Annotated in this window: 23 protein-coding genes and 1 pseudogene; 14 read left to right on the forward strand and 10 right to left on the reverse strand. The window is 69.4% G+C overall.

Going from position 1 to position 24,292, the window contains the following annotated elements; all coding sequences use genetic code 11:
* Nucleotides 1-693: 693 nt before the first annotated feature.
* The 5 genes from JK359_RS16335 to JK359_RS16355 all read left to right on the forward strand — a co-directional run bounded on the left by JK359_RS16335 (nt 694) and on the right by JK359_RS16355 (nt 5,538).
* Nucleotides 694-1,563, forward strand: coding sequence for a class II glutamine amidotransferase (locus tag JK359_RS16335; protein WP_201836195.1), 870 nt, complete (start codon nt 694-696; stop codon nt 1,561-1,563).
* 111 nt (nt 1,564-1,674) lie between these two features.
* On the forward strand, nt 1,675-2,016 hold the full coding sequence (locus JK359_RS16340; protein ID WP_201836197.1) for an alpha/beta fold hydrolase: 342 nt from the start codon (nt 1,675-1,677) through the stop codon (nt 2,014-2,016).
* The gene (locus JK359_RS16345) at nt 2,013-4,469 is read left to right on the forward strand and encodes an XRE family transcriptional regulator (protein ID WP_269139015.1); all 2,457 of its coding nucleotides are present in this window, start codon (nt 2,013-2,015) and stop codon (nt 4,467-4,469) included. The genes JK359_RS16340 and JK359_RS16345 overlap by 4 nt, the downstream gene beginning before the upstream one ends.
* 87 nt (nt 4,470-4,556) lie before the next feature.
* Nucleotides 4,557-5,255, forward strand: coding sequence for an alpha/beta fold hydrolase (locus JK359_RS16350; protein ID WP_201836203.1), 699 nt, complete (start codon nt 4,557-4,559; stop codon nt 5,253-5,255).
* Between the two features lie 85 nt (nt 5,256-5,340).
* On the forward strand, nt 5,341-5,538 hold the full coding sequence (locus JK359_RS16355) for a hypothetical protein (protein WP_201836204.1): 198 nt from the start codon (nt 5,341-5,343) through the stop codon (nt 5,536-5,538).
* 44 nt (nt 5,539-5,582) lie between these two features.
* On the opposite strand, the gene JK359_RS16360 is transcribed toward JK359_RS16355, so the two are convergent.
* The 4 genes from JK359_RS16360 to JK359_RS16375 form a co-directional block, all read right to left on the reverse strand.
* Nucleotides 5,583-5,750, reverse strand: coding sequence for a hypothetical protein (locus JK359_RS16360; protein ID WP_201836205.1), 168 nt, complete (start codon nt 5,748-5,750; stop codon nt 5,583-5,585).
* A 360-nt stretch (nt 5,751-6,110) separates the two neighbouring features.
* Complete coding sequence (locus JK359_RS16365; RefSeq protein ID WP_236677952.1) at nt 6,111-8,198, reverse strand: WD40 repeat domain-containing protein; 2,088 nt, start codon at nt 8,196-8,198, stop codon at nt 6,111-6,113.
* Between the two features lie 118 nt (nt 8,199-8,316).
* Entirely contained in the window at nt 8,317-8,862 is a 546-nt protein-coding gene (locus JK359_RS16370) for an SMI1/KNR4 family protein (protein WP_201836206.1), read from the reverse strand.
* Entirely contained in the window at nt 8,862-9,287 is a 426-nt protein-coding gene (locus JK359_RS16375) for a DNA/RNA non-specific endonuclease (protein WP_307788160.1), read from the reverse strand. The genes JK359_RS16370 and JK359_RS16375 overlap by 1 nt, the downstream gene beginning before the upstream one ends.
* A gap of 131 nt (nt 9,288-9,418) precedes the next feature.
* Between JK359_RS16375 and JK359_RS16380 the strand changes: the two genes are divergently transcribed.
* Both JK359_RS16380 and JK359_RS16385 read left to right on the forward strand, forming a co-directional pair.
* The gene (locus tag JK359_RS16380) at nt 9,419-10,042 is read left to right on the forward strand and encodes an RNA polymerase sigma factor (RefSeq protein ID WP_201836208.1); all 624 of its coding nucleotides are present in this window, start codon (nt 9,419-9,421) and stop codon (nt 10,040-10,042) included.
* The gene (locus JK359_RS16385; protein ID WP_307788125.1) at nt 10,039-10,410 is read left to right on the forward strand and encodes a hypothetical protein; all 372 of its coding nucleotides are present in this window, start codon (nt 10,039-10,041) and stop codon (nt 10,408-10,410) included. The genes JK359_RS16380 and JK359_RS16385 overlap by 4 nt, the downstream gene beginning before the upstream one ends.
* Before the next feature lie 154 nt (nt 10,411-10,564).
* On the opposite strand, the gene JK359_RS16390 is transcribed toward JK359_RS16385, so the two are convergent.
* Together JK359_RS16390 and JK359_RS16395 are read right to left on the reverse strand one after the other, a co-directional pair.
* Nucleotides 10,565-13,030 carry an FG-GAP repeat domain-containing protein gene (locus JK359_RS16390; protein WP_236677953.1) on the reverse strand — a complete coding sequence of 822 codons (2,466 nt, stop codon included), beginning with the start codon at nt 13,028-13,030 and terminating at the stop codon, nt 10,565-10,567.
* A 140-nt stretch (nt 13,031-13,170) separates the two neighbouring features.
* The gene (locus JK359_RS16395; protein ID WP_201836211.1) at nt 13,171-13,434 is read right to left on the reverse strand and encodes a WhiB family transcriptional regulator; all 264 of its coding nucleotides are present in this window, start codon (nt 13,432-13,434) and stop codon (nt 13,171-13,173) included.
* A gap of 333 nt (nt 13,435-13,767) precedes the next feature.
* Here JK359_RS16395 and JK359_RS16400 point away from each other — a divergent pair, with 333 nt between their 5' ends.
* Together JK359_RS16400 and JK359_RS16405 are read left to right on the forward strand one after the other, a co-directional pair.
* Nucleotides 13,768-14,577, forward strand: coding sequence for a hypothetical protein (locus JK359_RS16400; RefSeq protein ID WP_201836214.1), 810 nt, complete (start codon nt 13,768-13,770; stop codon nt 14,575-14,577).
* 665 nt (nt 14,578-15,242) lie between these two features.
* The gene (locus JK359_RS16405) at nt 15,243-17,345 is read left to right on the forward strand and encodes a HelD family protein (protein WP_504739954.1); all 2,103 of its coding nucleotides are present in this window, start codon (nt 15,243-15,245) and stop codon (nt 17,343-17,345) included.
* Between the two features lie 126 nt (nt 17,346-17,471).
* Here the strand turns inward: JK359_RS16405 and JK359_RS39880 are convergent, their stop codons facing one another.
* Entirely contained in the window at nt 17,472-17,594 is a 123-nt protein-coding gene (locus JK359_RS39880) for a KR domain-containing protein (protein WP_201836216.1), read from the reverse strand.
* A gap of 47 nt (nt 17,595-17,641) precedes the next feature.
* Nucleotides 17,642-17,743, reverse strand: coding sequence for a hypothetical protein (locus tag JK359_RS40390; protein ID WP_201836218.1), 102 nt, complete (start codon nt 17,741-17,743; stop codon nt 17,642-17,644).
* A gap of 114 nt (nt 17,744-17,857) precedes the next feature.
* On the opposite strand from JK359_RS40390, the pseudogene JK359_RS16420 reads away from it, so the two are divergent.
* The 4 genes and pseudogenes from JK359_RS16420 to JK359_RS16435 form a co-directional block, all read left to right on the forward strand.
* A pseudogene (locus JK359_RS16420) lies at nt 17,858-17,955 on the forward strand (IS481 family transposase); the annotation flags it as partial.
* A gap of 283 nt (nt 17,956-18,238) precedes the next feature.
* Complete coding sequence (locus JK359_RS16425; protein ID WP_236677954.1) at nt 18,239-18,715, forward strand: hypothetical protein; 477 nt, start codon at nt 18,239-18,241, stop codon at nt 18,713-18,715.
* Nucleotides 18,715-19,089, forward strand: a complete 375-nt coding sequence (locus JK359_RS16430; protein ID WP_372445420.1) for a peptidase inhibitor family I36 protein — start codon at nt 18,715-18,717, stop codon at nt 19,087-19,089. Before JK359_RS16425 ends, JK359_RS16430 begins: the two co-directional genes overlap by 1 nt.
* A 752-nt stretch (nt 19,090-19,841) precedes the next feature.
* Complete coding sequence (locus tag JK359_RS16435) at nt 19,842-21,368, forward strand: NHL domain-containing protein (RefSeq protein ID WP_201836222.1); 1,527 nt, start codon at nt 19,842-19,844, stop codon at nt 21,366-21,368.
* Between the two features lie 55 nt (nt 21,369-21,423).
* On the opposite strand, the gene JK359_RS16440 is transcribed toward JK359_RS16435, so the two are convergent.
* Both JK359_RS16440 and JK359_RS16445 read right to left on the reverse strand, forming a co-directional pair.
* The gene (locus JK359_RS16440) at nt 21,424-21,960 is read right to left on the reverse strand and encodes a hypothetical protein (protein WP_201836643.1); all 537 of its coding nucleotides are present in this window, start codon (nt 21,958-21,960) and stop codon (nt 21,424-21,426) included.
* Between the two features lie 46 nt (nt 21,961-22,006).
* Entirely contained in the window at nt 22,007-23,107 is a 1,101-nt protein-coding gene (locus JK359_RS16445; RefSeq protein WP_201836224.1) for a hypothetical protein, read from the reverse strand.
* A 406-nt stretch (nt 23,108-23,513) separates the two neighbouring features.
* On the opposite strand from JK359_RS16445, the gene JK359_RS16450 reads away from it, so the two are divergent.
* Nucleotides 23,514-24,233, forward strand: a complete 720-nt coding sequence (locus tag JK359_RS16450; RefSeq protein WP_201836226.1) for a hypothetical protein — start codon at nt 23,514-23,516, stop codon at nt 24,231-24,233.
* Nucleotides 24,234-24,292: the final 59 nt, after the last annotated feature.

Raw genomic sequence — 24,292 nt, forward strand, 5'->3', positions numbered from 1 at the left:
CCTCGGCGGGCCCCGGGCCCGGCCCGCCGGCCCAAGGCATGGTCGTGACCCTGGCCCTGGCCCTGGTCCTGACCCTGACCCTGACCCTGGCCCTGGCCGCAGGCCTTCCCGGGCGAGCAGCACGTCGGCTGGCGCCGGGCCAGCACACAGGACACCCTCGATATCTGTGGTGAATGACCCACTTGGTTCGTAACAGGCCCTGCGTGAGATTCCATGTCGAGGCAGACGAACCCGGCAGAGAGGATGGGTATGTGTGACGTTGCAGCACGCTCCCCCGGTGAGAGCCATTACTTTCAGACCGACCCGAGCCCAGCCGTGAGCCTGTACGAGTGCCCAGGTATGAGCTGCCGCACGGCGAGAGCGAACCGGACACCGCCTGTCAGGTCGTGCACGACGAGCTGATTCTCGCCGGCACCGCCAGTCAGAACCTGGTGACGTTCGCCGAACCCAAGGCCCGACGGCTGAGCCGCGTGCGCCGAGAAGGAACGCGATCAACGGGGACGGGTATCCGCGGATCGCGGAACTCGCCCTCCGGTGCGTGCACACCCCTCACCCGGATGACGAGGCCGGTGGCTGCGCTCACGGCGCGGAGACCAAGAACACCGACCACCCCGGCCGCCAGTGACGACAGAGCCCGAACCGCCGGCCCGGCATGAACCGGAGAGGGCCGGCCGACCCCTCTGGAGGAATGCCGTGTGCCGTCTTTTCGGCCTCAGCAGCGCCCCGCGCCCCACCCACGCCACCTTCTGGCTCCTGGACGCCCCCGACAGCCTGAGCCGGCAGAGCCACCGCGACCCCGACGGCACCGGCCTCGGCCACTTCTCCGCCGACGGCACCCCGCGCATCGACAAGGCGCCCATCGCCGCCTACCGCGACCGCGCCTTCGCCGAGGAGGCCCGCGATGTCGAGTCCGCCACCTTCATCGCCCACGTCCGCTTCGCCTCCACCGGAAGCCTGGATGTCCGCAACACCCATCCCTTCGAGCAGGACGGGCGACTCCTCGCCCACAACGGGGTCGTCGAGGGCCTGGACACGCTCGACGACCACCTGGGCGATGACCGGTCACTCGTGAAGGGCGACACCGACTCCGAGCGGGTCTTCGCCCTGATCACACGGGAGACCCGGCGGCACGGCGGTGACGTCACCGAGGGCATCCGGCACGCCGCCCGCTGGATCGCCGGCAACCTGCCCGTCTACGCCCTCAACCTGATCCTCATCACCCCCGAGGAGCTGTGGGCGCTGCGCTATCCGGACACCCACGACCTGTACGTCCTCGAGCGCCGGGCGGGCGGCCAGCATGGCAGCCGGCACCTCGACCACAGCGGCACCCACGGTCGCATGCGCATCCACTCGTCGCACCTCGCCGAGCACCCCGCCGTCGTCGTCGCCAGCGAGCGTATGGACGACAACCCGCACTGGCGCGAGATGGAGCCCGGCGAACTGCTCCACGTCGGCCCCGACCTCCACCTCACCCGCCAGATCGTCCTTCCCGGTCCTCCAGCTCACCAGCTCACCCTCGACGACCTCCACCCAGAGGCAGCCGCTTCCCAGAGGACTGCCTGAGGGTGCCCGCACCCCAGCAAGAGACCCGGCCGGCCAGGTCGGCGAGGTCGGCGAGGTCGGCGAAGCCGCTCAGGTTCGACGCGTTGTAGTTGTTGCCGAGTACCGGGTCAGTTGGCCCAGGCTGAGCGTGGCGAGGTCCGCGAGGCCAGCCAGCCCGCGCTCCGTCAGATCGGCCGGGTCCCCCCACTGCCCGTGCTGGTGGCTGAGCCCGCTCAGCACGAGGGGAGCCGGGACCGCGACGCCCTGGCGTCGATCACCGCGCCCACCTTGGTGGTCGTGGGTCGCCACTATTTCATCTGCGGCCCGTGCTGGGCCGGTGCACTCCACGAAGGAATTCCCGGGTCCCGGCTTCTCGAACTCGAGGACAGCGGCCACTTCGGTCGCATCGAGGAGCCGGAGGCCTTTGCCCGCGCGGTCGCCGGTTTCGTCGGCGCCACCGCCGCGACCGCATGACGGCCACCGGACGGCGGACGCCCCGGGCGTCAGGTACTCCGATCCGGACTCGCAGACAGCAGGTGGACCGCGCGCGGCATCTTTCTCGCGGCGGCGATCCAGAATCAGGGTGCGGCCTGCGGGCCGCTACGGAGGGGGTGGGCTCCATAACTGGACGTGCCGGTTTCGGGGAGGTGCTGCGCGGTCATCGGCGCGCGGCGCAGCTGACGTTGGAGCAGTTGGCAGAGTTGTCGGGGGTCAGTGCCCGGGCTCTGTCGGACATGGAGCGCGGAAGGAGCAAGGGTCCTCAGCATCGGAGCGTGACGGCTGTGGCGGAAGCGCTCGGCCTGGAAGGCGATGTCCGTCAGCGGTTCGTGGATCTTGCGCGCGACGGCCGGCTGCGCGACCACTGGTTGCGTCCGAGCGGGTTGTGTGAACTGCCGCGGTCGGTGGCGGACTTCACCGGTCGCGCAGGCGAACTGATGTGGGTGAGCGAGCTGGTGTACGCCGAGAGCGCGCCTGGTGTCGGACTGGTAGGGCTGGTCACCGGTTCGGCGGGGCTCGGGAAGACGACGTTCGCCGTCCGCGCTGCGCATTCCCTGCGGGCGAGCTTTCCCGGCGGGGTCTTCTTCCTCGACCTGTTCGGGATGTCCCAGCGGCCCTTGGCGGCTCATGACGCGCTGGGTTTGCTCCTGAGCGCTCTCGGTGTCCCGGACACGGAGGTCCCGGGGGATGCCCGGGGGCGGGCGTCCTTGTACCGGTCGCTGATGCGGGACAGGCGCGTTCTGGTCGTCCTCGATGACGCCGGTACCGAGGAGCAGGTGCGGGCGCTGCTGCCGGGCGGGGGTGCGGGCCGTCTGCTGATCACCGCCCGGCGCCTGCTGGCGGGTCTGGAAGGGGTGCGCAGGCTCGTCCTCGGACCGCTGCCCTTGGCGGAGTCCAGGGAGCTGCTGGCCGGGATCCTGGGCGAACGTGCCGTATCCGATGAGGAGTCGGCCCTCACCCGGCTCGCTGACGTGTGCGGCGGTCTGCCTCTGGCACTGCGGATCATCGGGAACCGGCTGGTCAGCCGGCCGGATTGGGCCGCCTCCGAACTCGCTGCCCGGCTGGCCGACGAGGAACGCCGTCTCGATCAGTTCACCGCTGGTGACCTCAAGGTCGCCGGGGCCTTTCTGATGTCGTACGAGCAACTCGCGCCAACCGCGCGGCGGGTGTTCCGCCGGCTCGCGGCCGTACCGGGCCGGGACGTCGACGCGGCGGTGGCGGCTGCCGCCGGCGGCTTACCGATAGAGGACGCCTGGGACGCTCTCGACGACCTCGTCGACCTGGGTCTGCTGACCGACGGCGGCGCCGGCCGCTACGGCTTCCATGACCTGGTTCGCCTGTTCGCGCGGGAGCGGCTGCGGGAGGAGGAGGCCGTGGCCGAGTACGAGGCCCTGACGGGCAGGGTGACTTCGTGGCTGCTGCGGATGGCCACCATGGCCGGGCGGTGGTTCGAACCCGGGTACGGCCGCCCCGAGCGGCCCGATCCGGATCTGGCGGTTCTCTCCTCCGCCGGGGAGGCCGAACGGTGGCTGCGGCTGAACGCGGACAACTGGCTGGGCGCGATGACCGCGGCGGCGCAGCGCGGCGATCACACCCTCGTCCTGGACTGCGCGGAGTCCATGCACTGGTTCTCCGACCGGTGGTCGCACAGCCCGCACTGGCACGAGGTCTTCACGCTCGGAGCGCAGGCAGCCGCGGCTCTGGGCGACCGGGCACAACAAGCCACTCAGATGAACTACCTCGCCTGGGTCCAGTCGGTACCGCCCAGCGATCCCCAGGAATCCATGCGGTACGCCGCCGAAGCGCTGGACCTGGCCACACAGAGCGGCGCCACGGCACAGATCGCCTGGTCACACCAGTACACCGCACAGGCGCTGCGCATGCTCGGCCGACTCGACGAGGCCGTAGCTTCGGCATCCCGGGCTGCCGAAGCCTTCAAGGCCATCGGCGACATCGACGCGCACGTCCAGTGCCTCGCCACCATCGGCAACTGCCGGCGTGACGAGGGGCAATACCCCGAGGCCCTGGAGCAGTACCTCGAACTGCTCGCTCTGATCGACGACGAGGAATCCGGGATGACACCGGGCATCGCGGCGCACAGCCGCGTCCGGACACTGATCCAAATCGGACGCTGCCTGGGACGAATCGGCCGGCGTGCCGAAGCGATCACCACGCTCGGCGAGGCGCTCGTCCTCCTGGACACCCTGCAGGTCTCGAACATCTGGCGGGCCGAGGCGCTGGAAGAGCTGGCCGCCCTGCTGGCGGAGGAAGGCCGGCGCGGTGACAGCCGTCGAACCTACACACGAGCGGCACAAGCATTCGAGGCGATCGGCGATGCCCAGGCCGCGCTCCGTTGCCAGGCCGAGGCGGCCACGCCTGCTCCGCAAAGGCACAACACCGCTGATCCCGGCGCCACTTCTGCATGCTGATCTGCCTGGTCCGTGCGTTTCCCCGCGGGTTGACTTCAGGGCACCGGGGCAGCCACCACGGGCTGTCCCTCCAGCTCAGGAGCGACCATGGAAACCATCAGGAACATCGTGCTCGTGCACGGTGGCTTCGTGGACGGATCGGGCTGGCAGGGGGTCTACGACCACCTGACCGCCGACGGTTACCAAGTGGCCGTCGTCCAGAACCCCACCCTGTCGCTGGCGGGTGACGTCGCCGCCACTCAGCAGATCCTCGACGGTCTCGACGGCCCTGCTGTCCTGGTCGGCCACTCCTACGGCGGGGCCGTCATCACCGAAGCGGGCAACCACCCGAACGTCGCTGCGCTCGCCTACATCTCGGCGTTCGCCCCCGACAAGGGCGAGTCGGTCAACACCCTGATCGCCGACCCGCCGCCGGGCGCGCCCGTTCCGCCGATTCTGCCGCCCCGGGACGGTTACCTGTTCCTGGACCGCGAGAAGTTCGCGGCCTCCTTCGCCGCCGACGTGCCCGAGCACGTTGCGGCATTCATGGCCGCCTCCCAGGTCCCGTGGGGCATCGACGCGCTCGAAGGCGCAATCACCCAGCCCGCCTGGCAGAGCAAACCCTCCTGGTACCTGGTCGCCACCGACGACCGCATGATCCCGCCGGCCGCCCAACGCATCATGGCCCAGCGAGCCGGGGCGACCGTCTCCGAAACCCCGGGCAGCCACGCCGTCTACGTCTCCCGCCCGGCCGTCGTCGCCGCGGTCATCGCCCAGGCCTCCCACGGCGCCGACGGACAAGTCTGACACCGCGGCCCCACGCACCACCCCCTCCGCCCGGTCCGCACCGGGCGGAGGTCCGTCTGCCTGCCGAACACTCCAGGTGACCTCAATGAGCCACGTCCCCACCCGCCGCACCCTGCTCGCCGCAGGAGGCGCCCTCGCAGGCGCCGCTGCGCTGAACGGCCCGTTCGCCCAGACCGCGTCCGCAACAGACCGCCGCACCCCCAAGGCCAAACCGACCGTCGTGCTGGTCCACGGCGGCTACCAGATCCACTCGGCCGGGGCGTGGAACCCGTCCGCCCTGTGACGAAGCGCGGACCGCCGGGGTCGAACCGAGAGCGGTCCGGTTCCTCAGCCCTGCGCCAGACGCGAAAACCACTGCGCGGGGTGGTCGAGGGGACCAGCGGCATCCACGAGGGAGGAGCGGTCGTCGAGCTGAAGCTGTAACGTTCGGTGCCCGGCGCCGCCTTGCCGGGGTGCTGCCGGTACCCCGTCGGAGATCACCACGTCGAGATGCACGTGGTGATCCTCTCAGAGGTCACGGGTGGCTCGACCGTCGCCGGTCCGTCAGCCGGGGCACGACCTGCCTGTGTGCACGTCTCGGCAGGGTGAGGGTACGGAGCACGCAGATCGCCGGTCTGCTCCTGCATCCCCGGGTTCCGCCGCAGCCCGACCGCAGTTGCGGGCGGAGCTGCACAAGGCCGGTGCTGCGCCGACGTAGCACGGACAGCCCTCCATGCGATACGTGCTCATCCGGCGACAGCTTCGACGCTGCGTCCCGCGCGCGCCCGCCGTGCTTCGTCGTCGCCCGCGGCCGACCGCCGTCGGTCAGAGGTGCGGGGCCCCGGCGTGCACGTGGGGCGGTGCGCCGTCATGGGCTCAGGCTGTCGGGTCCGACAGGTGCTCCTGCGGCACCGAGCGGGTGTCTGCTCCGCGGTGACGCGGTCCGAGCGAGAGTCTGAGGGCTCCGTGGTCGTGTCCGACGATCACGTCCAGACCGGCAGCGGCCAGGCAGGTGAGCGGCACGTCGAGGGCGATGCGTTGGACCTTACCGGTCTCCGGTTCCCACACCCGTACGCTCCCTCCCTGCTTGCTGCCCGTGACCACGATGCCGTGCCGGCTGTGGGGCGCGGTGGCGGTCATGGCCGTCAGCGGGCTGCCGGCGGTGTCCGGGGGCAGCCCGTCACCGACCGGGGTTCCGGTCGCGGGATCCCACAGCATGACCGCGCCGTTGCGGTCCCCGGTGGCCAGCAGCGTACGGCCGTGCAGGGGAGCGGCCGTCACCAGGGCCGGGCGGTGGCCGAAGTCCTCTAGCGCGCGCTTGCTCAGCGGTACGGCCGCGCCCGGTTCCCAGGGATCGTCGACGGCCGGATCCCACACATGAACGCCGCCCTGAGGGTCGCACGCCGCGATCAGTGTGTGATCGGCGGAGACCGGGATCGCGGTGATCGACTCGATCGGCCGCCCGGAGGGGTTGAGGCGGGCAACGGACTCACCCGTCAGCGGCTCACGCAACCGAACCGAACCCCGGGAGGTCGCGGTGACGAGCAGGGTCCGGCCGTCCGGCACGGTCGCGGTGCACATCCCGGTCACTGCGCCGAGCCAGTTGCCGGCCGGTTCGTGTACCGGCTGTCCGGTGATCGCGTCCCACAGGCCGATCGTTCCGTTGTCCCCTCCGCTCGCGAGAAGCGTGCGGCCGCCGGGCAGAGGAAGGGCGGTCATCGACCGGACGGGGTCGGGATGTCCGGGCAGCGGGCCATGGTGCAGTCGGCCACTGGCCAGGTCCCACAGACGCAGCAGGCCACGGTCCCCGGCCCCGGCGACGAGCGCGGGCCGGCCGGGAGGGTATATCACCGCCAGGGCGGTGACGCCGTCGCCGGAGCCAGGTGCGCAATCAGCGAACGCTTCCACGCAGTGGCGGGGTGTGCCGTCGGCTGCGAGCGCAGTGCGCCCGTCACGGCGTGGCCCCGACTGTTCACCGGCCGTTCTCCGGGGTCCTGCCGACTGTTCCGCGGCAGCCGCCTCATGGGCGGCTTGCCGTGTCTGCTCAGCAACGGTCCGGGGGTGTGCGCCGCCAGGGTCCTCGGCGAGGCCGTCGGCGATGGTCCATGTCTCCTCGCAGCCCGGGCAGCAGAAGTGTCCGGTCAGGAGCATCAGCGTCCGGGCCCATCGTCTCCCGGCCCACCCCGGGGTGCCCTTGACCGCGACCATCGCCGCGACCAGGCACAGGACGGCCTGCCCCGGCGTCTCGCGGGGCACTCCTGCCTCCGCGACAGCGCGTGCCACCCGCAGGAAGGACTCCCAGCCTTCCCCCAGCGCCTCTTCCCGCAACGCGGCGGCGACCTCGCCCCAGGGGTGCCCTCCCTGACGGGCACGAGCGGAGTCAGGCAGCGTGGGGGGCTCGCAGGGCGGAGACACAGGATCCACGAGGAAACCGGGGAGTTCGGTGTCGTAGCCGCAGCCGGGGCAGTACAGCCCGATGTCACCGTCCCTGGGGTCGAGGAACCGCCACAGCACCTCGGCGGCGTGGTGACCGGCAAAGGCGACACAGGACAGCGCGAGCTGGGCACAGACCGACGCGGGGATGCCGCCGGCGAGGAAACTCCGTACGGCTGCCTGCTCGGCGACACGGGTAGCCGCATCGAACCCCGTCTCGAGATCGGCCGGGACGGGGCGCCTGTCCTCCGCGGTCAGGAGGAAGCCGAGATCCACCCAGAGGTCCACGAACCGCTCGGCAGGCAGCTCCGCCGCCACGTCCACCAGATACGGCACGGCCGCATAGGCTCCCTCGTAGACCGTCCCCTGGTCCATCAGGCCGTCGGTCACGTCCTTCCAAGCCTCCTGGCATTCACCGGTGCCGGTGGCAGCCGCGGACGCCATCGACTCCAGTGCCTCTCTCACCTCCTTGACCACCACACCGTCAAGTTCGAGCCATCGAGGGCTGTCCAGAGGTAGCTTCGCAATCATGGACCGAGGCTAGCGACCAGCTCTGACAACCCGACCCGCGCCCGGCGGCCGGCAGCCGGCCACGGCAGTCTGCCCACACGGGCCACCTGACTGCTTCCAAGGACGGTCGTGGAGATCGCTATCCGTTGGTGAAGATCTCTTCGTTGGTCTCGAAGAGGTGCTCGTCCAGAGGCATGTCGGGGAAGTACTCGGACTCGGTCTCTCCCGTCATCAGCCCCAGCAGGAACGAGGTGCACGGGCCGGAGTGTCGCTCCCATGCGGGGCCGCGGCCTTCGTTGATCAGGATGGGCCAGTTCTCGGGTTTCTGGCCGGGGGTGGACAGGAGGTACAGGGCCTCGCCGCCCTCGTCCTCGTAGGCCCAGGGGATGAGGCGGGCGCCTTCTTGGTCCAGTTCGGCTGGGCGGGGCTCGCCGCGGTCCCACAGCATCTGCAGTGACTCGCGGCACTGGGCGTCCATGGCAATCAGGTCGTATCGGGGGCGCGGGCAGCCTGGCTCCAGCAGCCAGACGTTTTCGTCGAACAGGCCGCCGCCGTAGGTGTCGACGAGTTCTTTGTAGTCCCCTGGCAGCTCGGTGCCGAGCTGTTCCTCCACGGCAGGCCAGTCCTTGGGGGCCGCGTCCGGGGGCGGCAGCAGCTCGGTCAGGCGGGTGAGGGAGGGGTTCATCAGCGTTCCTCGGGTCGGGGTTCGTTCAGGGTAGTGACGGGTCGGGCTGGCTGTGCCCAGGGCGTGAACCGGAATCCGCGATTGCCGTGTGCCTCGATGGTGACGCCGGCGGGCACCACGTCGGAGGGGTCATTGGTGCGGTAGCTGGGCTTGTTGTTGTGGGTGATCGTTTCACCGCGGTCGGCAGCGGCGCGTACGTCGTTCTCAACCTGCCGCATCACGCGGCTGTCGGCGTAGGCGTGCATGGCGACGAGGTTGCGTGGTTCCCGGTTGGATCCGCCGAGCCGGGCGCCGAGCAGGTGGCCCTCGTTCCAGGCTCCTCCTTTTGGTCTGGGGTACCTGCGGCCGGAGGCGAATCCTTTTGGGATCTCCCTGCCTCTTGTCTGTGTACCGGCCGAACGGGCCGGCAGAACTGGGAGGACCACCAATGATGGTCACTAGCCTCGTAGTGATCGGAGCCGTGCTCGTGGGTGCGTGCAGCTGGCACCTGATACGGCGCTACAAGAGCCGAAGCTGACCACCTGCCCGTAGGGCGCCTTCCGGGTAGGAGTCTCAGATGAACCAACGCTTCACTTGGCCGGACGAGCGGCTGATCAAGGCCGCTCAGGACGGCGACGTCACTTCGCTCACCACCGTCCTCATGGAATCGCAGCCTCATGTACGCAGGTTCGCCATATCCCTGTGCTCCTCACCGCAGGACGCAGAGGACGCGGCGCAGGAGGCGCTGATCATCCTCTACCGGAAGATCGGCACTTTGCGGGCCACCGGCGCGCTCGCCTCATGGATGTTCCGGATCGTGCGCAACGAATGCCTCAGGCAGGTACGGCTGTTCGTCTCACGGAGCGACGAGGCGACAGCCGAAGCGGAGGCGACTGTGGAACCGTCCGCCGAGGAGGCGGTGCTGCACAGGCTGGAGACCGAGCGGATCGCGGCTGCGGTCAGCATCCTTCCCCCTGACCAGCGGCAGGTTCTGATCATGCGGGACGTACAGGGCCTGCCCGGCAAGACCGTTGCCCATTCACTCGGTCTGAGCACCGCCGCGATGAAGTCGCGGCTGCACAGAGCACGCGCAGCACTGCGTCACTCTCTGGCAGTGACAGACCGACCACTCGGTCAAGCCGCCGATCAGGTACGCGATCAAGCTACCGACCCACCAGTAGGAAGAGTCTCACGACCGTGAACATCGCGAACACAGTGAAGCCCGCGCAGGGCGCGAAGGCTGAGGCCGCCGCGCCCGAGACGAACTTCGCCAGCAAGTCCGTCCCGCGCCATCTGGCGCGCGGCGCCATCGGCTTCGGGCTGATCATCGGCTCGATCGCCCTGGTGCCCGTCGCCGGCCCAGCCACCCTGCTGGCGGCCCCGTTGGCCCTGCTTGCCTTCCGCGGCTGCCCTACCTGCTGGATGGTCGGTCTGGCACAGACCATCTCCCGCGGCCGTCTGGAGCGCCAGTGTGTGGACGGCGTTTGCACCCTCACCAAGGCGCACACCGCGGCGAAGGCCACGGACGAGCCGGCAGCCCGTACCAACGTCCCGGCTGCTTCCCAGTGACTACGACCGCTGCCGTGTGCGGAGACAGAACAGGGCCGGTCCCGCCGTGCAGGTGGTGGCGAACCACAGCAGCGCCGTCTCTTCGGGACCGGGCACAGCCCAGCACGTGCAGCAGCTCCCCGGCCCGCTTCAGATCAGGCATCCGGTAGGACCGTCAGAACAGCGCCTTGGCGCGGTTGAAGCCACTACCGATCTTGACGCGGGTGCCGTACGACCCCTTGCCGTCCCCGGACTGGCGGTAGAGGTTGCCGGCAGTGTCGCGGGCGATCAGGTCGCTCTTGCCGTCGGCAGTGACGTCGCCGACGCCGACCACCGCGTTGTAGGAGCCGCCCCAGCGACTGGCTATCTTGACGCGGCCGGCGAAGGTGCCGTTGCCCTTGCCGTAGTAGCGGTACAGGTTGTCGGAGGTGTCCTGGGCGATCAGGTCGCCGATGCCGTCGCCGTTGAGGTCTCCGGCGCCGACGACCTTCTTGTACGTCTTCCAGTTGGCGTACAGCTTCACGCGCGCGGAGAGGGTGCCGGTGCTGGTGCCCTTGTAGAGGTAGACCGCGCCGGTGGAGGAGTTGCGGGCGATCAGGTCCGGGCGGCCGTCCTTGGTGACGTCACCGGGGTAGGTCAGGACGTCGTACTGCTTCCAGCCGGTGCTGGAGACCGTCTTGTACGGCGTGCCGGCGGCCGACGGCTCGTTGCCGCAGCCCGGCCGGTAGGCACGCAGGGCGTCGCCGACACGGACGAGGAAGTCGTTGCAGCGGTCGCCGTTGAGGTCGCCGAACGGCACCGCCTTGATGCTCGTCGACCAGCCGCCGCCGGTCTCACCCCCAGTCAGGTCGCCGCGGCCCGTGCCCAGGAGCCACTGGAGCCGGCCCGAGGAATCGAGTTGGAGCAGGTCGCCGAAGCCGTCGGAGACGATATCGACGCCGCCGCTGAAGTCACGGAAGGCCGGGCTGCCGCCGGCGACCGCGATGGTGCCGGTCCCCAGCGTCGACTGGGTGCCGGAGCCGTACTGGACGGCCTTCACCGTCCAGGTGAGCCTGCCGTTGACAGCGATCGCGCCGGTGCTGGTGCGGCCGTTCCAGACCGGGGCGATCGTCGTGGTGGAGCCGGGGTTGCCGGTGAGGGTGCGGACGGTCCGCCCCGCGGTGTCCTTGAGCGTGAGCGTCCAGGAGGTGACGGCGGAGTTGGTGGTCCAGGAAGGCTTCCAGGCGGCGCTGGAGGAGGTGGTGCCGTTCAGGAACACCCTCGCCGGGACCGTGCTGTCCGTCACCTTGAGGGTGGGCCAGGCCATGGTGGAGGCCATCACGTCCGTGTCGCTGGAGATCGTGGACGACGGCCCCCAGACCGCGGTGGCGGAGCCGACGGCGTCCGCCGCGATCTCGACGTGCACCGATCGTCCGCCACCCACCCGGCGCGCGGACGTCCACTCCCCGCCGGCCAGGGTGGACTCCCACACGGAGGCGTGCTGCTGGTCGGCATCGAGTTCGGGCCACAGCACATGGACCGAGCCGTCGGGGGCGATGACCGCGTCGGACGTGTACTGGGCGTCACCGGAGGACAGCGTCCTGGACTCCGACCAGGTGCCGCCGGTGCTGTCGAAGGTGGTGGCCCGTACGGCGTCCGCGCCCGTGGCCCGGTCGGTCCAGACGAGGGTGACGTCGCCGTCGGGCCCGACCAGCGGCTCCGGAACCTCGGCCGGCGCGCCGACGGCGGTCGCGGCGGTCTGCGGCTGGCTCCACGCGACGGCCGCGCCGGCGCGGCGCATGATCTGGAAGGTGCCGTTCGCGTCCTGCCACACCAGGTGGACCGAGCCGTCCGGGGCGGAGGCCAGCGTGGGAGCGTGGGTGGCCGCGGTGATCTCCTGTGGGGTCGGCCACGTGTAGGTGTCGAACGGCCGGGTGTTGGTCATCACCCGGTAGTACTGGGAGTTCACGCTCATCCAGTACGAGACGACGAGCCCGCCCTGTCCGTCGTAGGCGATCTGCGGGTGCCCGACGGTCCCGTAGCCGGAGACACCCGCGTAGGTGGCGGCGTTGCTGACCTGTGCCGGGGTGGACCAGGTGCCCTCCCCCACCAGGGTGGCGGCGTACGCCTCACTCCTGCCGGTTCGCCACACGCGCTGGGTCCACACCGCGGCGATCGTCCCGCCCGGTCCCACGGCGAGGTCGGGGGAGTCGAAGTCCGTGCTCTGGTCCGAGGCGATCACCGTGGGCTGTGACCAGGCCGACTGTCCGGCGCCCAGGGTGGCGGAGGCGATGTGGTCGGTCGTGGTCCACACCGCGGCGACCGAACCGTCCGGCCGGGCCGCGAGGCGCGCCTCGCTGACCGTCTCGGAGGCCAGGACCCGGGTGGTCCACGTATCGCTGTTCGCGGGGCGCACCGCCCAGTGGAGGACGCCGGTCGAGTACTGGGTCCAGACGGCCACGGCGGTGCCGTCCTCGGTGATGACGATGTCCTGGACGTGGGACTTGTAGCCGTGCAGCGACACCGGGCTGCTCCACGGCGGCTGCACGGTCGCCGCGGCGGCCGGTACGGCCGGGAGCGTGCCACCCGCGAGGGCGAGCGAGACGGTGACGAGTGCGGTGGCCGCGGCACGACGGCGCGACGGCAGCGCTGATCTGCCCATGTGTGTGAATTCCCCTCCCCGTAGGGGCCGTTCGCCCCCCGATGGGCACCATAGGCGGTACGTGAGCGAATCGTGAAGGAGTTTGATCAAATGGCGTAGATCAAGACGGAAGGCCGCGCGAGCCTCTGGGACGCCGCCAATTACGTCAAGGTCATCACGGCGGCGTAGCGGCTGGCCGGGCCGGCCAGTGGCCGGCCGCCGACGCCCGAGTGGCTGATCCACTTCAGCAGGCACTCGGTCCTCACCCGGCATCCGGTACAGAGGGCCGTCACCGGCTTCTGGCTCGGGCTGTCGCCGAACAACTCCTCCAAGTCGCAGTCGTGGCAGGCAGCATGCTCCCGCCAGTGCTCCCGTCTGCTCGGCACGGCTCCCCCGGCCACCGGCGGCGACAGGCTCCACCTCATTGTCTGATCAGAGGCCCCTGCAGGCACCTCATCGGCCGATGCCGCTGCTGTTCCACGGCGACGACGAGGCGCTGCACCGGCGCAACGCGGCGAAGTCGGGAAACGACCTGGCATCCGTAGTACCGGTTGGGGAAGACGGGCACTCCAGCCCGCGCCGACCGGCTCGCCGCCGAGCTGGCCGCCGATGAGAGACCCCTCTCCCCCATACCGGTGGGGCCGTCACTGCTTCGGCTGAACCTGCACGAGTGGCATCCTGAGTCAGAGACCAACTTGATGCCGTGCCCGGTGGGTAGCATCCGGCAGCGACATCCCAGGTACAAGGAGTGTGCTGCCGTGGCTGCCGAGTCCGAGAAGACCACCACCATTCAAAGCGTGTGGGCGCAGCGCTGCGCCGAAGACCTCGCAGTCAACCGCGAGAAGCAGAGCAACATCACCGCCCAGATCTCCGACCTGCAGGAGCAGCTAGCGCAACTCCAGCAGGATGAGGCCTGGCTGGTCGAACGGCAGAAGTCTCTCGCCCTGCCGGCGGCTCCAGGCGATCAGACCGCGGACGCGCAGCAACCTGCGGGCAAGGCCGACGAGAACACCGCTTGGGGAGAGGACACGCTGGCCTCTTCGGTTCCGCAGCCACGGCAGGAGGAGGGAAGGCCGGCCGGAAGGAAGGCTGCGACGAAGGTGGTGACCGCGGAGAAGAGCACCGGCAAGGCGGTAGCGGCGAAGAAGGCCACCGGCAAGAAGAGTCCCGGCAAGAAGGCGGCAACGCAGCAGGCCACGGCCCAGAAGGCAGCGGCCCCGAAGGCAGCGGCCAAGGCCACGGCGGCGAAGAAGAAGGTACCGGCGCAGGCCGACACGCCGAAGCAGCAGCCGCTGCAGACCCTGGTCCTCGCCATCGTGTCGAAGGCCCCCGTGGAGCCTCGCCTGGCTCGCGAGGTCTACGACGAACTCGCCAAGCAGCACCCCGACCGGGCGACGTCGGTGCAGACGGTGCGCAACACCCTGGAGGCCCTGGTCAAGAAGCAGTCCATCGACAAGTCCAACCAGCAGGGGTCGGTGATGTACTGCGCCAAGAAGTCCGGCCCGGACGCTTTCACCGCAGATTCCCGGACCGCACAGCCCGACGAGAAGGCGCCCGCCCAGGTCTAGGCAGCGCGGCTGCACTCCGGGACGCTTCCCGCACCCCCGGCGCGTAACGGGGCTTGAGCCCGGCGGCGCCGGCCCGGTGTCGAACGCTCAAGCGTGGCACATGCCGCGCCGGTCGTGTTGATCGGGCTGCAGGCCGCCGTGACGGGCCGGCTGCCGGGCGGCACGGCATGTGTCAGAGGTCTGGCCACAAGACTCGTCATGCCACAGCCGAAGTCCAGCTCTTGCGGCAGATGTTCACTGGTTACCGGTGTGCAGCACGTATCAGGGTCCTGCACAGCGCCCCCGGGTCCGGCAGCGGCCTACCACCTGGGTAGCGAAAACGCCGCTCGCGCTTCGGCAGCAGCGGCTCCAGCCGCTCCCACAGCTCGTCCGACACGAACCACGGCGACATCGCACACCCAGCCGAACGCTGAACCCCCGCGCCGGAGATGGCCACCAGGAGCGATCCACCTCATTGTGTCAGCCGTTGTCAGCGCGTCGTGGCGAATGCCTGCGCCCTCCGGCTCGGATCGCTTCAGGCGGGAGTGCCGCCCGGCCTTCTCATCGACCCGAGAGGTCCGGTGGCGAACCGGGGCTTGGGCGGCGGACGCGGACAAGTAAGTCAAGCCTTACTTTCATGGAAATTCATCTGCATAGTGGAGGGCCGAGCCGAGAGGAGTACGCCTTTGCCGCAGTTCAACCAGAGTGACGTCGGGCAGGTCGAAGAGGAGCAGGCCCGCGTATCCGCGATGTACACGCTGCTCGACGAGCGAGTGGCGGACGCACAGGCCCAGCTGGACGACGTACTGAAGTCGCCGGCCGACAGCGCGGGAGAGGTGTACGCGCGTGATGTCGCTGCAGAGCGTCTGGCACGGCAGGTCCGCCGGCTCGCAGGAGCCGAGGAGGGGCTGGTTTTCGGCCGGATCGACGGCGCGGACGGCACTGACCTGCACATCGGACGGCTCGGCCTGCACCTGGACGACGGGGACGTACCGCTGCTCGTCGACTGGCGGGCAGAAGCGGCACGCCCCTTCTATGCGGCGACGGCCGTCCACCCGGTGGGGCTGCGGCGGCGCCGTCACCTGCGGATGGAGCAACGCGTTGTACGCGCGGTGAGTGACGAACTGCTGGACGGATCCGCGCCCGCGCCCGGCGACATCGTCGGCGACGGCCCGCTGACGGAGGCGCTGGAGGCGCGGCGCACGGGGCATATGCGCGCGGCGGTGGCAACACTGCAGGCGGAGCAGGATGAGATCGTCCGCTCCCCGCACCGGGGGGTGATGGTGGTGCAGGGCGGACCGGGCACGGGCAAGACGGTTGTCGCGCTGCACCGGGCGGCGTACGTGCTGTACGCCTTCCCGCGCGCCGCCGAGCGCGGTGTCCTGGTGCTCGGGCCGAACGCGCGGTTCCTCGACTACGTCTCGCGCGTGCTCCCCTCGCTCGGGGAGAACGACGTGGCCATGGCGGCGTGCGGAGAGCTGGCCGGAGTGACGCCCCCCACTGTGGAACTGTCCGATGTCGCGCGGCTCAAGGGCAACCTCGCCATGGCCCAGGCGCTGGAGAGCTTGGTGCACTCCCGGCAGGCGCCTTCGGGCTCGCAGTTCGCGGTACGTGTGGGGCAGGAGCGGGTGTGTCTGACGAGCGTGGACGTCGCGGCGGCACGAGACGCTGCGCTGGCCAGTGGCCTGGCGCACAACCGGGCGCGGGAGGTGTTCAAGGAGCATCTGATCGGCATGGTCACGAGCATGCTGGAAAGTGGCACTGTCGAGGCGCTCGCGCACATCGACGCCGAGATCGCTGACAGCACGGGCCTCGACCTCGATGCCGCGGCCGAGGCAGACCTACAGGCTCTCGGTTTCGAGGGAGTCGCAGCCGCCGATCCGGCCGAGGTGTTCGACGCGGAGGCTCTGCACGCGAACCTCATGGGCGACGCCCACGCCGAGGGCGCGGTGGAGTCCCTCTGGCCACGGCTGACGCCCGAAACGGTGGTGCGGGCCCTGCTGGGGGACGCCCGCACCCTGGCTACGCATCTGCCGTCACTCACCGCTGACGAACGCGGCCGGCTGCTGCGCTCTGCCGGCGCCCCGTGGACCGATGCCGATGTGGCGCTGTTGGACGAGGCTGCAAGCCTGGTGGACGGGCCGCCGGGGAGAACGTTCGGTCACGTCGTCGTCGACGAGGCCCAGGAGTTGACCGCCATGCAGTGGCGGATGGTGCTGCGCCGGTGCCCGGCCAGGTCGATGACGCTGGTGGGCGACTTCGCCCAGGCGGGTCCCGCGGCGGCGGCGAACGACTGGTCCCAGGCGCTGAGCCCGCATCTCAGCAGCCGGTTCGCCCTGCACACCCTGACCGTCAGTTACCGCACCACCCAGGAGATCCTGGCCACCACCCGCACCCTGCTCGCGCGGATCGCCCCTGGTCAGACGCCGAGCCGGTCCATACGCCACGGCGAGCCTCCCCGCGATCTCACCGCACACCCGCACACTCTCGCCGCCACCGTGGCTCGAGAACTCCAGGCCCAGGCCGCAGCGCATCCGGGCGACCTGCTTGCCGTGATCTGCGCGGATGCCCGGCTCGATGACATGGCGTCGGCCAACGTCACGCGGTGGGCGCGGCTGGTACCGGCGTCCGAGGCCCGCGGCCTGGAGTTCGACGCGTGCCTTGTCGTCGGCCCCCAGGAGATCATCGAGGCTCGCCCCAGCGGCGAACGTGACCTGTACGTCGCTCTCACACGTGCCACCAAGAGGCTCTGCTTGATCAACGTGGTCACCGCCAGCAGCGGGCCCTGAGCAGCCGCAACAACCTCACGGCCGCCTACCGAGCCGCGCGAGCTGTACGGCAGAGAAGTGGCGGCTCAGGTCGTCGAGGTTCGGCGCTCCTTGCACTTGGGGGCCAGGACGGCATGCATCCCATCCTCATCGAGGTCGGTCAGCGCAGGCGTCGTCGAGATGCATGGCCGCATGTACGGCACCGCGTACCGGGTGCCCGCTGTCCTGGGCCGCGTCGAAGACGGTGCGCAGGGCGTCGGCGTCGGTCATGTCGGTCGAGTGAATGCTGACGCCGGCACCAGAGGCGCGCTAATCGGTCAGTAGGTACGGCGCTCCAAGGGTGCTCCCCCGCGGCGGCCGACCAGGGCCAGGCGGAGGGCTCCGTGGTCGATGAGCCGAAGGGCGGTGGCCGCGCCCATCCCGCCGAGCCCTCCGGTGCCGAGGTAGGTGCCGTCCGGGCGGAGCCGGGGCCTTTCGGGACGCGGTTGGACCGGAGGTGCGCCGTGTATGCCCTCGGCGAGACGGCCCGGGGCGACTTGCTGCACACCTACAACCACCACCGCTGCCACACCGCACTCGACGGCGGCCACTCATCAGCCGTGTCGACAACGTCCCAGATCAATACGACTAGGGCCTGCCGACCAGTCCTCACGGGCAAGCAGGTATCGGCCTGCACCAGTGAACCCACCGGACTCGGCCACCGGCGTGCCCTCGGCCGTGGTTGATCGTTTGAAGTTGGTGTGACGATCAGTACTGCTCGGGCGCAGGCGGTGGGCTGGACGACAGCCGGTGCCGTGCTGGCGACGGTCCTTGCCGGAGGCTGCACAACGGCGTCACGGCCGACGCTGCCTGCCTCGGAGCAGGGCCGTAGCGACCTGATCAAAGCGGCCCAGCAGGTGCTCGTGGACCGGTGTATGACGACCCGTGGCGCCGCCGGACCACCCCCGGACGAGAAGGCGCTCTTCGGTACCGGCCCGGCTCAGCTGTCGCTCACCCTCGCCACCGGCTATACCGTCCGCACGCACACGGACGGCTGCCTGGCCCAGGCACAGCGTTTCCTCTACGGCGACCAGGCCCGCTGGTTCCGTGCTGAGGTCACCGTCAACAATCTGCGCCCCGAGGCCGAGGCCCGGCTCGGAAAAGACCCCAGCTACCGGGCGGCACTCGCTCGCCGGGCCGCCTGCCCCGACAAGGACACCCGCTGTGTACGCGCCGGCGGCCTGGACGAACTGCGGGCCCGGCTGGAGCACGCCCAGCTCGCCGAGGCCCGTGCCGCGCACCGCAAAGAGATCACCACCTACCACCAGCTACGCGACCACGCACTGCACCGCGCGGCCGACCTGCTGGCGGCCCAGCCAACCCCCCACTGGAAAGGTCACGACCCCTCATGATGAAAAACAGGCTGCTCACCGTAGCCGCCGCAGCGTTCCTCCTGCTCACGGTCGGCCTCGGCGCAGCCGGCCCGGCAGGTGCGGCCGACTGCCCCAGCGGCGAATTCTGTGCCTGGGAGAACGCCGACTTCACAGGTCAGCGGGCCAATTGGTCCGGCGACGACGGCTGGTGGGAGTCCTATATCGCTGACCAGGACTCCTCCTGGGCCAACCATGCCGTTTCAGGCCCGGGTATCAAGGACCACGTCAAGGTCTACTCCCGGGCCGACCTCGGCGGCCACATGACCATCTGCCTCACCCCCGGCCAAGAGGTCAACTACAACGGCGCCGCCAACGACAACGGCGATTCCCACCAGTGGGCCATGAGCTGCTGAGGACGTGCGCGCAGGCCACGGGTCTCCGCCGGACACAGCCCGGTGGGGCCCGGTCAGCCAGGCACTGTCCGGCGTGAGCGAGAAGGGCGGAGGGCCGGATCGACTGGAGTGCGGTGAGAGTGGGGAGTTCCCGACAGCTGCGCCAGCAGGCTGTGCGACACGTGCACGCCCGGCGCGCCGGAACGCCTACCACCCGGTCAGAGGCACAGGTGAGAAGCCAGACCGCTCCTGCTCGCCAACCCGAGCGCTCAGCCGCCAAGTCAACGGCTCAGTCGCCAGGCGAAACACTCACCTGGGGTGAGGTTCACCGGCCGCTACGTGAGGTGGCCCTGTTGTCTGCGGCAGGCGGAAAGGGGCGTCCACCGTCGGGCGGCTGCCGCACCTCCGCACTGTCGCCGCGTCAGCATCTGACCGCGTCGCTGTACACCGCTGGTGCCGCGCGTGCTGCGTCAGACAGAGCCTCGTGTGGGTGATCTTCTCTCAGCCTGCTTTCCGGATCCGGGCGCGAAGCGCGGAGCGTGCAGGTGTGGGGCAGAAACCATCCTTCCTCCTGCCGGGCGCTGTCCGGAAAGTCTGCTTGAACTTATATTCCCGTTTTCTTGCCTTCCGGGCGGCGGGAGGATCGATTTCGGGGCTCGCCTCCGGGCGGGCCGAAGACGATCCGATCTCTCGAGGCCAAGGGCGCGGTATGACCTCCCATCAGGAGCGTCTGAGCGACCGCGAGCGATCTAGCAGACGGCGAAGGGATCACGATGAGCACTGCTCAGGCGGCAGCCACAGGTGGCGAGCATTCCGCCCCTCCGATCAGCACGGTCGCCGGCACGGGCGCCGGGAACTTCGGCGGTGACGGCGGCCCCGCCACCGCCGCCTGGTTGAGGAACCCGATGGGGGCGGCGGTGGACAACGCCGGCACCCTTTACATCACCGACCAGCACAACCACCGGGTCCGGAAGCTCACGACCGACGGGAAGATCAGCACGGTCGCCGGCACGGGCGCCGGGAACTTCGGCGGTGACGGCGGCCCCGCCACCGCCGCCCAGTTGAAGTATCCGGTGGGGGTGGCGGTGGACAGCACCGGCACCGTCTACATCGGCGACCAGCACAACCACCGGGTGCGGAAGATCACACCCGACGGGCAGATCAGCACGGTCGCCGGCACGGGTACCGCGAACTTCCGCGGTGACGGCGGCCCCGCCACCGCCGCCTGGTTGTACTACCCGTCGGGGGTGGCGGTGGACAGCACCGGTGCTCTGTACGTCGCGGACTACGGCAACCACCGCGTCCGGAAGATCACCCCTGACGGGAAGATCAGCACGGTCGCCGGCACGGGTGCCGCGGCCCTCGGCGGCGACGGCGGCCCCGCCACCGCCGCCCAGTTGATGAATCCGTCGGGGGTGGCGGTGGACAGCACCGGCACTCTGTACATCGCGGACTACGGCAACCACCGCGTCCGGAAGATCACCCCCGACGGGAAGATCAGCACGGTCGCCGGCACGGGTGCCGCAAACTTCGGCGGCGACGGCGGCCCCGCCACCGCCGCCCAATTGAGGGGCCCCTACGGTGTGGTGGTGGACAGTACCGGGGCCCTCTTGGTCACCGATTCCGGCAACCACCGGGTCCGGAAGATCACGCCCGACGGGAAGATCAGCACGGTCGCCGGCACGGGTACCGCGAACTTCGGCGGTGACAGCGGCCCCGCCACCGCCGCCCAGCTGAACAACCCGTTCGGGCTCGCCGTGGACTGCGTCGACACCGTCTACATCACCGACCACAGCAACCACCGGGTTCGGAAGGTCGCGTCGGTGAGGATGGCCGGGCGGCCCGATTCGGGCACGGTGGTCTGCTGGGCCAACGTCCGCAGCCGGTTGCGGATGGGGGTGGTGCGTGAATCCACCAAGGACGGGGCCGAGATCCACCAGTTGCTCGCCGCCTCCAGGGACCACCAGCGGTGGCGGCTGATCGCGGCGGGCCAGGACGACGGCGATGTCCTGTACAGGATCGAGAACGTGCGCAGCGGCAAGGTCCTGGAGGTATCCGGTGCTCAGCAGGTATCCGGTGCGGTGGTCGCGCAGCGCGCTTGGGAAGGCGCGGACGCACACCATCAGCAGTGGAGGCTGATCCCGGTGGGTTCCGCGACCGGTTCTCCGCAGGTGTACGAGATCGCGAACCGCAACAGTGGTCTGCTGCTGCGGGTTACCACCAACGCCCGCGCCGCGATCACGCAGGACGGGTCAGAGGCTGATCACCAGAGCCGTCAGTGGCAGTTGCTTCCCGTGTGACACACGCGTAGGGCAGGGGCGACCTCGCCCCTGCCCTACGCGTGTGTCCGGGTGTTCAGCTGGAAGCAGGCGGGTTCTCGGCGGGTGACTTGAGCGTCTTGGGTGTCTTGGGAGCTTCCGGTTCCTCGGCGGTCGGCTTGGTCGCCTGGGGGGTCCCTGGGGTCTTGGGGGGCTTGGTGAAATCGCTCTTCTTCGGCCTGTTCTCCAGGTCTTCGTCCTTCTGCAGGCCGCTGTGCTGCGTGACGGTTGTACTCGACTCCCGCATGCCGGCGGCCGCTGCCGCAGATACCGAGCCGGGGTCTTGGGAGTACTGGGCCTGTGTGTCGGCTGACGCCTGGGTGGTCTGGATGAAGGAGCCGAGGAAGCCGAGGATGGCGCGTGCTTCGGGGGACGTCTCCTGCACGATCTTCGCACGGGAGGAGGCCCCGTGGATCGCGCTGTCGAACAGGCTCGTGCTCGTGTCGTCGTATGTGCTGTCGCCGGCGTCCTCGAAGTCGACGTCCGCACCCGGCTGTGGCTTGGTGCCGTTGGTGGTCACGGAGAAGAGCCCCGCGCTCCTGCCCGCAGAGCCGAAGATGTTGTTGAACACCATGGTCGTCATCCCTGGTTGTCGTCGTGGTGGCGGCGGCGCTCGCCGGTCAGAGGTGCTGTTTGTGCAGTGCGCGGTGGCTGTCGGTCAGGCTCTCGCAGTCGAACATCGTGTGGTGGACGTCCAGAGCGGAGACGACCTCGGCCTGCCCGTGCATCAGGAAGCCGCCATCGGCCAGATCGACGTCGCTGACGGGGCGGGCGACCACCTGGTCGAGGCCGGGGTAGTTCCCGGGCTGCGGCGGGGACAGGACCGCCACCGGCACGTCGTACTTGACCGCGATCAGCCCGGAGAAGGTCACCGGGATCTCGTAGCAGTACAGCCTGCGGCAACGCCGCTGCGTGACGATGGTCTCCACGCGGGAGCCCGGCGGGACCTTGCCGGAGACCTGCGATTTCGAGGCCCAGCTGGTCGTCAGGGAGCCGCCGACCGAGCCGGAGATGCCCAGCAACAACGAGGCATTGAGCGTCGCGGACCCGGTGGCGCTGCCCTGCGTGGTGAACCCCACCGAGTTCGTCACCGTGTTCGCCGCGGAGGCCCCCGCCGAGTTCGTCGTGCCCGTGTCCGTGGCGTTGGCGTTGTCGACCCCGACATTGTCCTTGCTGTTCTTGTTGGTGACCGTGGTCGTGTTCTTGCTCGTCATGTCGTTGCGCAACTGCGTCTGCAGCTGCGACTGCAGGTCCATCCGGAGCTGGTTCTGCAGCATCAGCTGGAGTTGCGCGCTTACGCTGCCGCCGAAGGTGAGTTTGGCTTCCCCGTGGAGCTGCCACGTGACCCCGTTCGACACGGTGAAATCGACCGAGTCGGTGAAGGTCATCTCGGACGTCTGGCTGCGGTTGACGTAGGCGCGCGAGGAGAACGTGTCGGGCGGCGGCTGGCCGATGTCGCACCGCTCCTCGATCAGCGGCTCCCCGAGGTTCATGTAGGCGATCCAGCCCAGTTGGTGCGCGGTGCCGGGGAAGACGCCGAAGCTCGACTTGTTCACGGAGAACCCGGTGGGCTTGTGCTTCACACCGTTGTCGTCGACGTAGACCAGGTTGGGGTGGTTCAGGATGGACTGCCACGTCTGCTGAATGTTGAGTTCCTGCAGGTTCTTCTTCGTCAGCGGCTGGCGCTTGACGCGTGCCAAGTTGTACGCGGTGGAAGACATTCCCCGTCCTCGACTGATTCCGGTAGAACCGCGCTCGACGAATGGGAAAAGGCATGGGCGCGCGATCCGACAATCGAAACTAGCACAGCCAGAATTTCCCTGGAAGACGCCTCCGCGTATCACGCTCATTCGAGTGATTAGGGTGTTGCGATCGCTCAACACGCCTATTCCGAGGGTACTTTGAGGACCTGTCGACCACTTGGCCGGGTGGATCACCAATAACCCCGACCCGCCAGGCTTCACTGCATGAAAAGTTGCCGCGGAAGACGGTCATCGTGCGGCTTTCCGTGCATTTTCGGAGCCGTTTCGAATGATCTGCTCCTGCTGCCTTCATTTCCGCCCGCAATTCATGGTGCCGAGTGTGAGACGCATTGTTCCCGCATTGAGAACAGGTGAGGTTGCTGCGATGTACACCCAAGAACGCACGGCGATGACGAATCTGGTGGTCGGCGGTCCGGTAGCGGTGAACAGCTACGACAACGCGATCGTGGCGGCGCTGGTCGAGAACCGGCCGGTCATGCTCGTCCACGCCTTCAACGGCGGCTACCTGCGGCCCGTCGAACTGAAGGAGGAGAGCCACGACAAGGGGGTCAAACTGGCCACCGCACTCGATTCAGCCACCAAGGAGGCGAAGGGACACCTCTGGTACATCACCCCTGCCGGGTTCTTCGGGCAGCGGCCGCTGTACGTGATCGAGAGCGCCGCGGGCCAGGTGTCGCCCAAGCCCGCCGGTGCGGGCGGCGTCGACGCCGGCCGCGGCGACGACGGCACGCCGAAGCCGCAGCGCCGGCGGATCACTGTCCACCAGGAGGCGCCGAAGAGCACGTGCGACACCGTCCAGGTCGGCCTTCCGGACAAGGTCGGGGACAAGTGGCGCGGGAAGAACGGCGCGCCGGAGGACACCCAGCTCTGGGTCGTCACGGTGACGCCGTGGGGCGGTATCACGTTCGTGCCGATCACCCACCCGGACGCCATCCTCGGGTTCAAGGACCACGCGGTGGCGGCCGACGGCGAGGTGCGGGTCACCTACAACTGGGGCGGGGACTTCACAGGAACGGTCATCAACACGTTCTACCCGCGGCTGGCCAACGAGTGGGACGTCCCGTACCACCACGTCTTCACGTGATCCGCAGCCCCCGCCCCGCTCCGCCACGGCCGCCATGCCATGTCCGCCATGTCCGCCAT

Source organism: Streptomyces actinomycinicus (assembly GCF_016741775.1).
Taxonomy (GTDB): Bacteria; Actinomycetota; Actinomycetes; order Streptomycetales; family Streptomycetaceae; genus Streptomyces; species Streptomyces actinomycinicus.